This window comes from Bacillus sp. L75 (assembly GCF_003676355.1).
Lineage (GTDB): Bacteria > Bacillota > Bacilli > Bacillales > Bacillaceae > Bacillus > Bacillus velezensis.
This window is the reverse complement of sequence record NZ_ML064916.1, coordinates 44931-55017: the sequence shown is the minus strand read 5'-3', so window position 1 is coordinate 55017 and position 10087 is coordinate 44931. Positions and strand designations below refer to the sequence as shown.

Here is a 10087-nt window from a genome sequence, read left to right as displayed (position 1 = left end):
CTCTTCAGCGCCGATGGTAGTCGGGGGTTTCCCCCTGTGAGAGTAGGACGCCGCCAAGCTATATTATGATAAAGGCAGCTCATCATGAGCTGCCTTGTTTGTTTTTGAATAAAAACAAAACAAACACCGAAATACGGAAACGCCCATATACTAATTGCAAACTTCAAAAAGGTCCAAATTGTGTATACAATCAACAGCTTAAGGGAAGGCTATTCATACGGAGGTGGGCAAAATGAATGAAACGTCCAGCCATGAAGAGACATGTATTGTGTGTGAAACCAAAAAAAGCAGGGGAATCCATATTTATACGAAATTTATATGTTTAGAGTGTGAGAAGAAAGTAGTTTCCACTCCGACCTCTGATCCAAATTATGAATTTTTCGTTCGTAAACTGAAAAGCCTTCATACACCGACGTTATATTCTTAACCCTGAAAAGGGTCTTTTTTTTGCCTGAAATCAGAGGAGTTTTTACACTTTTTATAAAAGAACTGATACGATAAGAAGAGGAACTTGTTTAGACATGGAATGTAATAGATAATACTGATAAAAGTGAATAAATAGGAGTCGATCAAGTATGAAACCGTTTATTCAATATATGAAATGGACGTTTTGCGGCAGCACAGTTTTTGTATTAGCGGGGATAACCTTCTTTACGATAGGGCATCAGCCTTTTCTGTATTCGCTTTTATACGGGGCAGCCAGCGGAGCCGCAGCCAGTGCGGCCGGTCTGTGGAATGCGAAGCGTCTCTTTTTAAAAAAACACCGGCTGACAAGAAAAGAATATGCTTATATCAAGGAAAATCTTGAGGAAGCAAAGGGTAAAATCATCCGATTACGCAGGGCGCTTTTTCGCTCTAAAAGTATACAAATGCTGAAGCAGAATGCAGAGATACTGCGGATAACCCGACGAATATATCTGCTCACAAAGCAGGAGCCGAAGCGTTTTTATCAGGCAGAGCGTTTCTATTATCAAACGCTTGATTCTGTTGTGGAACTGACGGAAAAGTATGCTCTGCTCTCCTCACAGCCGCGAAAAAATAAAGATTTATCAATGTCCTTGAGTGAGACGAGAATGACTCTGGCAGAGCTTTCCAGAAGGCTGGAAGAGGATCTTCATGAAGTGATGAAGGAGGACATCGACGACCTGCACTTTGAATTAGATATGGCAAAGCATTCACTGAGAAAATAAGAAAGGAAGAAGGAAATGGCCAAAGACCGTTCTGACGACAGCATGGGCGCCCAAAATGACCAGACCCCTCTAAAGCTTGCAGATACGCTGCCGGAAGAAAAAAGAGAAGCGGCACTTCAGCTCGCTGAAAAACTGGACCCTGGGAACATGCAAAGCATTGTTCTGTTTGGTTCACAGGCGCAGGCGAATCTTCTGGAATTTTCCCATACGATGATAGAGCACGTGCAAAGAAAAGATGCAGGAGAGATGGGACAAATATTGGCTGATCTGATGATGAAGCTTGACCAGGTAAACCCTGATGATCTGCAGATGAAGAACAAAGGGTTTTTCGCCCGGCTGTTTAAAAGGGTATCCGGTTCTGTGCAGGAAGTGCTTTCGAAATATCAAAAGACAAGTGTGCAGATTGACCGTATCAGCAGAAGACTGGAATATTCTAAAAATGTGCTGTTGAGTGACAATAAATTGTTAGATCAGCTGTACACCCAAAATAAACAATACTTTTCTGATTTAACTATGTATATAGCAGCGGGGGAATTAAAATCAGATGAGCTGAAAACAAAGCTGATACCTGAAGCGGCAAGAAAAGCCGAATTACAAGAACACAATCAAATGGCCGCGCAGGAAGTGAACGATCTTCGCCAGTTTGCCGACCGTCTGGATAAGAGGGTGCATGATCTGCTGCTGAGCAGGCAGATTACGCTTCAGAGTGCGCCGCAAATCCGCCTGATTCAAAACACGAATCAGGCACTGGCAGAGAAAATTCAGTCCTCCGTTGTTACGGCTATTCCTTTATGGAAGAATCAAGTCGCCATCGCGCTGACGCTTATGAGGCAGCGGAGTGCGGCAGATGTGCAGCAGAAGGCGGCGGATACGACAAATCAATTGCTGCTGAAAAACGCTGAACTTCTGAAAACAAGTACAGTCGAGACCGCGAAAGCCAATGAGCGCGGACTTGTTGAGGCAGAAACCCTCAAAAAAGTGCAGGAAAGCTTAGTCAGCACACTTGAAGAAATCATGTCTATTCAAGCAGAAGGCAGGATGAAACGCAGGCGTGCCGAGGAGGAGCTTGTTATCATGGAAGGCGATTTAAAAAAGAAGCTGCTTGATATGAGGTCCGGCCGGGATAACGGCTAGATGGCAAAAAGTCTTAGCTTTAAGTTGGCTCGCAGGCACGATATAATAAGAAAGACAGGCAAAGGATTTGTTTAAAAATGGACACACCTTTATATACAGCGCTGATGAAGCATGCGCACCGAAATACGTATTCTTTTCATGTTCCGGGACATCACAATGGAGATGTCTTTTTTGATGAAGCCAAATCTGTATATCAATCTCTTTTATCTATTGATATGACTGAGATCACGGGTCTTGATGACTTGCATCACCCGACGGGGGTCATTAAGGAAGCGCAGGATTTGGTGAGCAGATTTTACGGCTCTCAGGAAAGTTTCTTTCTCGTCAATGGAACGACCGCCGGCAATCTGGCGATGATTTTAGCTGTTTGTGAACCGGGTGAACCCATTCTGATCCAGCGTAATTGTCACAAGTCTGTTTTCCATGCGGCGGCATTGGCCGGAGCCAAGCCGGTTTATTTGGCGCCGGAAATCGATGAAAACATACATGTGCCGGCACATGTATCCCTTTCAGTCATCGAAAAAGCGCTGGCGTCATATCCGAACGCGAAAGGACTTGTTCTGACCAATCCGACTTACTACGGGCATGCTGCCGATTTGACTGCGGCAGTTAACAAAGCCCATTCATACGGCGTTCCTGTACTGGTGGATGAGGCTCATGGGGCTCACTTTGTGTTAGGCCAGCCTTTCCCGCCTTCATCATTGGCTATGGGGGCAGACGCCGTTGTTCAATCGGCTCACAAAACGCTTCCGGCTATGACGATGGGGTCTTACTTTCATTTGAACAGCACCAGAATTGACAGAGATCGATTAACTTATTATGTAAGCAGTTTGCAAAGCAGCAGCCCGTCATACCCGATTATGGCATCTTTAGATACGGCGCGCGCTTATGTGCAGGATATTGCTGAAAAAGGGACACTTCCCGTTCATATGGAGCACATTGAGAAAATCAAACGAAGGTTCGCATCAATTTCTTCTATTGAAATAATCGAGCCTTCTGGATATGGGCTGCGGGCGGACCCGTTAAAATTAATTCTTCGGTCAAAGCTCGGACATTCCGGCTATTCATTACAACGGATTTTGGAGAGTGAAGGCATTGTTGCCGAGCTGGCTGACGAGTACCAAGTATTGCTCGTACTGCCGATAGGCGGCCGGCGGATGATAGAACAGGCAACCGTAAGAAACATACAGCAGAAACTGGAGAATACACCGCCCGATAAATTGCCGGATGCCGTGAATTGGACATTTCCGTCCATATCGACACTTGAATACCCGCAAAATGAGATGCGGAAGTTTACAAAAGAGCCTGCAGATATAAATAAGGCGGCCGGGCGCTTGCATGCGGGCAACATTATTCCTTATCCGCCGGGAATTCCGCTGATCATGGACGGAGAACGGATAACAGAAGAGATCGTACAAAAGCTTTCCCGTTTAATCGGCATGGACGCGCATATTCAAGGCTTGTTAAACGGGGAACAATTACTTGTCTATATAGAAGAGGAGAAATCATGAGCGGTTTATTTATAACATTTGAAGGTCCTGAAGGTGCAGGGAAAACGACTGTGCTTCAGGAAATGAAAGAGATTCTGTCGGCAGAGGGGCTCCCGGTGACAGCGACAAGAGAACCGGGCGGCATCGACATTGCGGAACAGATCAGAGAAGTGATCTTAAATAAAAACAATACACTGATGGATGCCAAAACGGAGGCGCTGCTTTACGCTGCGGCGAGAAGACAGCATTTAGTCGAAAAGGTGCAGCCTGCATTGAAAGAAGGCCGCATTGTGCTGTGCGATCGTTTCATCGACAGTTCGCTGGCTTACCAAGGCTATGCGAGAGGGCTCGGCATTGATGAAGTCCTTTCTATCAACCAGTTTGCAATCGGCGATACGATGCCTGATGTCACCATCTATTTTTCTATTGAGCCGGAAGAAGGGTTGAAACGGATTACGTCGAATGATTCAAGAGAGAAGAATCGTCTCGATCTTGAGGCCCTGCACTTTCATACGAAAGTACGGGAAGGATACCAAAAGGTAATGCAGCGTTTTCCGGAAAGATTCCATACAATCGACGCATCGAAAAAGAAGGAACTCGTCATTCAGGACGCACTTCAAGTGATAAATGAAGCATTGAAAAAAATTCAGTTGTGACCTGTTTCTCATAAGTTGCTATAATGAATGTAACGATAATGTTCTTTCCAACCTAAAGGGGGCCTAGAGAATGAAACTAATAGTGGCAGTGGTGCAGGATCAGGACAGCAACAGGCTTTTGAAAGTATTAACCGACCACAACTTCAGGGTGACGAAGCTTGCGACAACAGGCGGATTCCTTAAATCAGGCAATACGACGTTTATGATCGGGGTGGAAGATATCCGTGTCGATAAAGCGCTCAGCCTCATTAAAGAGAATGGCTGTAAACGTGATCAGATGATTGCCCCGGTATCCCCGATGGGCGGGAATGCGGATTCCTACGTTCCATATCCCGTCGAAGTGGAAGTCGGCGGAGCGACGGTCTTTGTCCTCCCGGTCGATGAATTTCATCAATTTTAAGGATTTGACGACGTGAAAATAAATTCTGACTTACGTACATTTATTGAGAAAAAGCAGCAGCCTGCTTATAAAGCGGCAGAGCTTTCCGGAACATTTAAAAGTTCAATGGACAGCCAAAGCAGCAAGCTGAAATTTGATCAGCTGAGCAGGTTCTTAACGGATATAGAAACGTTCGGGAAAAGGCTGACGAAGTCGAGAAACTTCAAAGACTTAGCGAAATTCAAAGGATTGGTAAAACGTTTTGTAAAAGAGGCCGTAGACAGCGGATTATCGCATGAGACGGAGAAAAGCTTTGACCTGTACGGCAGCAGCCGGACTCTGGGGCTTGTGAAAGAAATAGATGAAAAACTGCTTCAGCTGACAGAAGAAATGTTAGATCAGGAAAAACCGGCAATTGATTTGCTGGATCGAATCGGAGAAATAAAAGGTTTATTGATTAACCTTTACACATAGAGAGTGATACAATGGCAATATCATGGAAGGAAATGACCGGGCAGCAGCCCAGAGTGATGCGGCTTTTGCATAACAGCATTGAAAAGAAAAGGCTTTCTCACGCATATCTGTTTGAAGGCAAAAAAGGAACGGGCAAATTGGATGCTGCACTGCTTCTCGCAAAAAGCTTTTTTTGCCTTGAAGACGGGACTGAGCCTTGCGGGGAGTGCCGGAACTGTAAGCGTATTGAATCCGGAAACCATCCCGACCTGCATGTGGTTCAGCCCGACGGATTATCCATTAAAAAGGCTCAGATCCAATCGCTTCAGGAAGAGTTTTCTAAAACAGGACTGGAATCGCATAAAAAGCTGTACATTATATCCCATGCGGATCAAATGACGACAAATGCAGCAAACAGTCTGCTGAAATTTTTAGAGGAGCCGAGTCAAGACACCATCGCAATTCTTATTACTGAGCAGCTCCACCGAATACTGGATACCATCGTTTCGAGATGTCAGGTTCTCCCGTTCCAGCCGCTTCAGCCGAAAGCCATAGAAGAAAGACTGATTGAACAGGAAGTGAGCCCTCACATGGCCCGGCTCTTAGCAAATATGACAAATAATATTGCGGAAGCAGTCGAATTAAGTCGAAATGATGAGTTTGCAGAGTCCAGAGCGAAAGTGATAAAATTGTATGAAGTCTTACATCAGCGGAAAGGACATGCCTTTTTCTTCATTCAGGATCAGTGGGTGCCCTTTTTCAAAGAAAAAACCCATCAAGAAATGGGTCTTGATATGCTCTTATTGATATACCGTGATGTATTATCCATCCAAATTGGAAATGAAGATAAACTGATTTATCAAGACTTATTCCAATCAATAAAACAGCATGCGCTGCAATTTACACAACAAAGCGTTACGAACCAAATTCTCGCTGTTTTAGAAGCAAAAAAACGGCTTCATTCCAATGTGAATGTGCAGGGATTAATGGAGCACTTGGTGTTAACGTTGCAGGAGGGATAAGCTTGTACAACGTAATAGGCGTCCGCTTTAAAAAAGCGGGGAAAATTTATTATTTTGATCCGAACGGATTTGATATAGAACAAGACAGCTGCGTCATTGTTGAAACCGTAAGAGGTGTCGAATACGGGCAGGTTGTCATCGCAAATAAACAAGTGGACGAGCATGATGTTGTGCTTCCGCTTCGAAAGGTCATACGCGTTGCTGATGAACGCGATCTTCTCATTGTAGAAGAAAACAAACAGGAGGCCCTGTCCGCTTTTGAAGTCTGTCAGAAAAAAGTGGCTGACCACGGCTTAGATATGAAGCTGGTTGATGTTGAGTTTACATTTGACCGCAATAAAGTCATTTTTTACTTTACAGCAGACGGACGGGTTGATTTCAGGGAATTGGTCAAAGACTTGGCTTCTATCTTTAAAACGAGAATCGAATTGCGCCAAATCGGGGTGAGGGACGAGGCGAAAATGCTCGGCGGTATCGGACCATGCGGGAGAATGCTTTGCTGCTCCACGTTCCTCGGTGATTTTGAACCGGTGTCCATCAAAATGGCGAAGGATCAAAATTTATCGTTGAACCCAACGAAGATTTCCGGTCTGTGCGGCCGTTTGATGTGCTGTTTGAAGTACGAAAATGATGAGTATGAGACGGCAAAAGAACAGCTGCCGGATTTAGGCGAAATGATTACGACGGCAAACGGCCCCGCAAAGGTTGTCGGTCTTAATATTCTGGAACGGGTGCTTCAGGTGGAACTGAAGAATCGTGAAAAAGTGATAGAATATACTTGGGAAGAGCTCTTGGAAGAGGGCGTCGTATCCGCACAAACCACAGATTAACGAGGTGTGGAACCTTGGATAAAAAAGAGTTATTTGATACTGTCATAAACCTGGAGGAACAAATCGGTTCGCTGTACCGTCAGCTGGGTGACTTAAAGCAGCATATCGGCGAAATGATTGAAGAGAATCACCATCTTCAGCTTGAAAATAAGCATTTGCGTAAGCGGCTTGATGATACGACAGAGCAAATTGAGAAATTCAAAGCCGATCAGAAAGAAACAAAAACACAGAAGGCAGAGCAGAGTGATATAGGAGAAGGGTACGACAATCTGGCCCGGCTGTATCAAGAAGGCTTTCATATTTGCAACGTCCATTATGGGAGCGTCCGCAAGGGAGATTGCCTTTTTTGTCTGTCCTTCTTAAATAAAAAATAAGGAAAAGGCTTCCGCTGATGTCGGAAGCCTTTTTCAAAGAGTGCCGAAAGGAATAAGATTATGGTTTCATTACGTGATGATGAAAGATTGGATTACTTATTAGCAGAGGATATGAAAATAGTACAGAGTCCGACGGTTTTCGCTTTTTCATTAGATGCCGTGCTGCTGTCTAAGTTTGCATACGTTCCGATTCAAAAGGGGAACATCGTTGATTTATGCACGGGGAACGGCATTGTGCCGCTTTTGCTCAGCACAAGGTCAAAAGCTGATATCACCGGGGTTGAAATTCAGGAACGCTTGTATGATATGGCGCTCCGAAGCGTGGAATACAACGGGCTGGGCGGTCAGATCAGTCTCATTCATGATGATCTGAAAAATATGCCGGAAAGACTCGGACATAATAAATATGATGTTGTCACCTGCAATCCGCCTTATTTTAAGACACCGAAAGAGGCGGAGCAGAACCTGAACGAGCATCTCAGAATCGCAAGGCACGAAATCCTTTGCACGCTTGAAGATGTGATTTCCGTCAGCAGCAAACTGCTGAAGCAAGGCGGAAAAGCGGCTATCGTTCATCGGCCGGGGAGGCTTTTGGAAATCTTTGAATTAATGAAAGCGTACCGAATAGAACCGAAACGGGTTCAGTTTATTTATCCGAAACAAGGTAAAGAAGCGAATACCATTTTGGTTGAAGGAATTAAAGGCGGCCGCCCTGATCTCAAAATTCTTCCCCCGCTGTTCGTATACAATGAACAAAATGAATATACGAAAGAGATCCGCACGATTTTATATGGAGACAAATAGTCATTTCTTTTATGTGCTGCTGTGCAATGACAACAGTCTGTATGCCGGTTATACAAATGATCTGCAAAAACGGCTAAAAACCCACAATGAGGGAAAGGGCGCGAAGTACACAAGGGCGCGTAGGCCGGTTTCGTTATGCCATGCGGAATCATTTGAAACAAAACGGGAAGCGATGCAGGCGGAATACCGTTTTAAGCAGCTGACCCGAAAGAAAAAAGAGCAATATATAGAAGAAAAACGACGCAGCAAGGAGGCTGTATATGTTAAGACGCCAGATGAGTTTTAACGGAAAATCTGAAATGGGAACTCTGTACCTTGTTCCTACACCGATCGGCAATTTGGAGGACATGACCTTTCGTGCAGTAGAGACGCTGAAATCGGCCGATGTCATAGCTGCCGAAGATACGAGACAGACGAAAAAGCTGTGCCATGTTTATGACATAGAAACATCTCTCATCAGCTATCATGAACATAATAAAGAAAGCAGCGGCCATAAAATCATTGAATGGCTGAAAAGCGGAAAGAATGTGGCATTGGTCAGTGATGCCGGCATGCCGACAATTTCCGACCCGGGGGCTGAGATTGTGAGAGATTTCACCCAAATCGGCGGATATGTCGTTCCGCTCCCGGGTGCTAATGCGGCATTAACCGCGCTGACCGCATCAGGCATCACCCCGCAGCCGTTTTTCTTCTACGGATTTTTAAACAGACAGAAAAAAGAAAAGAAGAAAGAACTCGAAATCCTGAAAAAACGGCAGGAAACGATGATATTTTACGAAGCGCCGCACAGATTAAAAGAAACATTAATAGCAATGCATGACGTTTTGGGTAATCGAACCATCGCCGTCACGAGAGAATTAACGAAAAAGTACGAGGAATTCATCAGAGGAACCATCGCCGAGGTGATGGAATGGGCAAATGAAGATCAAATCCGCGGTGAGTTCTGTCTCGTTGTCGAAGGAAATCAAACCGCTGAACCGGATGAAGAGGAAAAGCCTTGGTGGACGGAGCTTTCTGAGAAAGAGCATGTGGAGCATTACATAAACGAAGGAGCATCTTCCAAACAGGCCATAAAACAAACAGCGGTAGATCGGGGCGTACCGAAACGAGAGATTTATGACGCTTATCACATTCAATCATAAAAAAAACCGTTCTTGTATCGTAACAAGAACGGTTTTTGTATGAAATAGCTTATTTTTGGTTTTGAAGCTGGTTTTGAATTTCAGAGATGATTTGCTCAGCGCCTTCTTTGCTGAGTACCAATTTGCCGCCGGCAAGTTTAAGGTTATCATCAGAAACTTCACCAGTTACTTGGCAAGTCATGTTTGGTTTATATTTTTTAAGGATGATTTTTTCATCATCAACATAAATTTCAAGAGCGTCTTTTTCTGCGATGCCCAGTGTACGGCGAAGTTCGATAGGGATAACGACGCGTCCAAGTTCATCAACTTTACGTACGATACCAGTAGATTTCATTAACAGTCTCCTCCCGAGAGATAATTATTTTGTAGTTTATATTTTTCTTCGTCATTATTCGACAAAATTCCTTACATTCCTAGCATAACAAGGTTTCCAATAATCGTCAATCTTTTTGTTTACTATTGATTGTAAGAATTAGTTCTTATAGTAAGTAAAGCCTTGGAAATCCTGAAATAACAGGCTTTTTGACTGCTTTTTCGAACCTATTATCCTACTGAAAATCCTTTTAAATCAAGACTTTCGAACCAAGATGTTTTATATTAGTAGATTATATAC

General features: G+C 44.2%; 14 protein-coding genes. 13 read left to right on the top strand and 1 reads right to left on the bottom strand.

The features are described from left to right. Positions 1–232 precede the first annotated feature (232 nt). The 13 genes from D5S11_RS17715 to rsmI all read left to right on the top strand — a co-directional run bounded on the left by D5S11_RS17715 (position 233) and on the right by rsmI (position 9474). Entirely contained in the window at positions 233–427 is a 195-nt protein-coding gene (locus tag D5S11_RS17715; RefSeq protein WP_007409914.1) for a sigma factor G inhibitor Gin, read from the top strand. 148 nt (positions 428–575) lie between these two features. Further along, positions 576–1190 (top strand): 5-bromo-4-chloroindolyl phosphate hydrolysis family protein, encoded by a 615-nt coding sequence (locus tag D5S11_RS17710; RefSeq protein ID WP_042635680.1) that lies wholly within the window; start codon positions 576–578, stop codon positions 1188–1190. A gap of 15 nt (positions 1191–1205) precedes the next feature. Next, positions 1206–2324 carry a toxic anion resistance protein gene (locus D5S11_RS17705; RefSeq protein ID WP_042635681.1) on the top strand — a complete coding sequence of 373 codons (1119 nt, stop codon included), beginning with the start codon at positions 1206–1208 and terminating at the stop codon, positions 2322–2324. Positions 2325–2401: 77 nt separating this feature from the next. After that, positions 2402–3835, top strand: coding sequence for an aminotransferase class I/II-fold pyridoxal phosphate-dependent enzyme (locus D5S11_RS17700; RefSeq protein ID WP_020955207.1), 1434 nt, complete (start codon positions 2402–2404; stop codon positions 3833–3835). Then, positions 3832–4470 (top strand): dTMP kinase, encoded by a 639-nt coding sequence (gene tmk / locus D5S11_RS17695; protein WP_007409918.1) that lies wholly within the window; start codon positions 3832–3834, stop codon positions 4468–4470. Before D5S11_RS17700 ends, tmk begins: the two co-directional genes overlap by 4 nt. Positions 4471–4540: 70 nt before the next feature. Further along, positions 4541–4870, top strand: coding sequence for a cyclic di-AMP receptor DarA (gene darA, locus D5S11_RS17690; protein WP_004264734.1), 330 nt, complete (start codon positions 4541–4543; stop codon positions 4868–4870). 12 nt (positions 4871–4882) lie between these two features. Beyond that, entirely contained in the window at positions 4883–5323 is a 441-nt protein-coding gene (locus D5S11_RS17685; RefSeq protein WP_004264730.1) for a YaaR family protein, read from the top strand. An 11-nt stretch (positions 5324–5334) separates the two neighbouring features. After that, a complete protein-coding gene (holB, locus tag D5S11_RS17680; protein ID WP_007409919.1) occupies positions 5335–6324 on the top strand; it encodes a DNA polymerase III subunit delta' in 990 nt (329 codons plus the stop codon). Positions 6325–6326: 2 nt separating this feature from the next. Next, positions 6327–7154 carry a competence/sporulation regulator complex protein RicT gene (ricT, locus tag D5S11_RS17675; protein ID WP_004264723.1) on the top strand — a complete coding sequence of 276 codons (828 nt, stop codon included), beginning with the start codon at positions 6327–6329 and terminating at the stop codon, positions 7152–7154. Positions 7155–7168: 14 nt separating this feature from the next. Further along, positions 7169–7528, top strand: coding sequence for a replication initiation-control protein YabA (yabA, locus tag D5S11_RS17670; protein ID WP_004264720.1), 360 nt, complete (start codon positions 7169–7171; stop codon positions 7526–7528). Positions 7529–7588: 60 nt separating this feature from the next. Beyond that, on the top strand, positions 7589–8332 hold the full coding sequence (locus D5S11_RS17665; RefSeq protein ID WP_015239018.1) for a tRNA1(Val) (adenine(37)-N6)-methyltransferase: 744 nt from the start codon (positions 7589–7591) through the stop codon (positions 8330–8332). Continuing rightward, positions 8319–8618, top strand: coding sequence for a GIY-YIG nuclease family protein (locus D5S11_RS17660; RefSeq protein WP_007409921.1), 300 nt, complete (start codon positions 8319–8321; stop codon positions 8616–8618). Before D5S11_RS17665 ends, D5S11_RS17660 begins: the two co-directional genes overlap by 14 nt. Continuing rightward, on the top strand, positions 8593–9474 hold the full coding sequence (gene rsmI, locus D5S11_RS17655) for a 16S rRNA (cytidine(1402)-2'-O)-methyltransferase (protein WP_020953847.1): 882 nt from the start codon (positions 8593–8595) through the stop codon (positions 9472–9474). The genes D5S11_RS17660 and rsmI overlap by 26 nt, the downstream gene beginning before the upstream one ends. A gap of 49 nt (positions 9475–9523) precedes the next feature. Here the strand turns inward: rsmI and abrB are convergent, their stop codons facing one another. Continuing rightward, positions 9524–9814: a transition state genes transcriptional regulator AbrB gene (gene abrB, locus D5S11_RS17650; RefSeq protein ID WP_169510469.1), complete on the bottom strand. Its 291-nt coding sequence runs from the start codon at positions 9812–9814 to the stop codon at positions 9524–9526. Between the last annotated feature and the right edge of the window lie 273 nt (positions 9815–10087).

Excerpts from the sequence above, each read along its gene's own strand:
- tmk (WP_007409918.1), top strand. The coding sequence starts at position 3,832 with ATGAGCGGTTTATTTATAACATTTGAAGGTCCTGAAGGTGCAGGGAAA.
- D5S11_RS17660 (WP_007409921.1), top strand. The coding sequence starts at position 8,319 with ATGGAGACAAATAGTCATTTCTTTTATGTGCTGCTGTGCAATGACAAC.
- darA (WP_004264734.1), top strand. The coding sequence starts at position 4,541 with ATGAAACTAATAGTGGCAGTGGTGCAGGATCAGGACAGCAACAGGCTT.
- D5S11_RS17715 (WP_007409914.1), top strand. The coding sequence starts at position 233 with ATGAATGAAACGTCCAGCCATGAAGAGACATGTATTGTGTGTGAAACC.
- holB (WP_007409919.1), top strand. The coding sequence starts at position 5,335 with ATGGCAATATCATGGAAGGAAATGACCGGGCAGCAGCCCAGAGTGATG.
- D5S11_RS17665 (WP_015239018.1), top strand. The coding sequence starts at position 7,589 with ATGGTTTCATTACGTGATGATGAAAGATTGGATTACTTATTAGCAGAG.
- D5S11_RS17710 (WP_042635680.1), top strand. The coding sequence starts at position 576 with ATGAAACCGTTTATTCAATATATGAAATGGACGTTTTGCGGCAGCACA.
- rsmI (WP_020953847.1), top strand. The coding sequence starts at position 8,593 with ATGTTAAGACGCCAGATGAGTTTTAACGGAAAATCTGAAATGGGAACT.
- D5S11_RS17705 (WP_042635681.1), top strand. The coding sequence starts at position 1,206 with ATGGCCAAAGACCGTTCTGACGACAGCATGGGCGCCCAAAATGACCAG.
- D5S11_RS17700 (WP_020955207.1), top strand. The coding sequence starts at position 2,402 with ATGGACACACCTTTATATACAGCGCTGATGAAGCATGCGCACCGAAAT.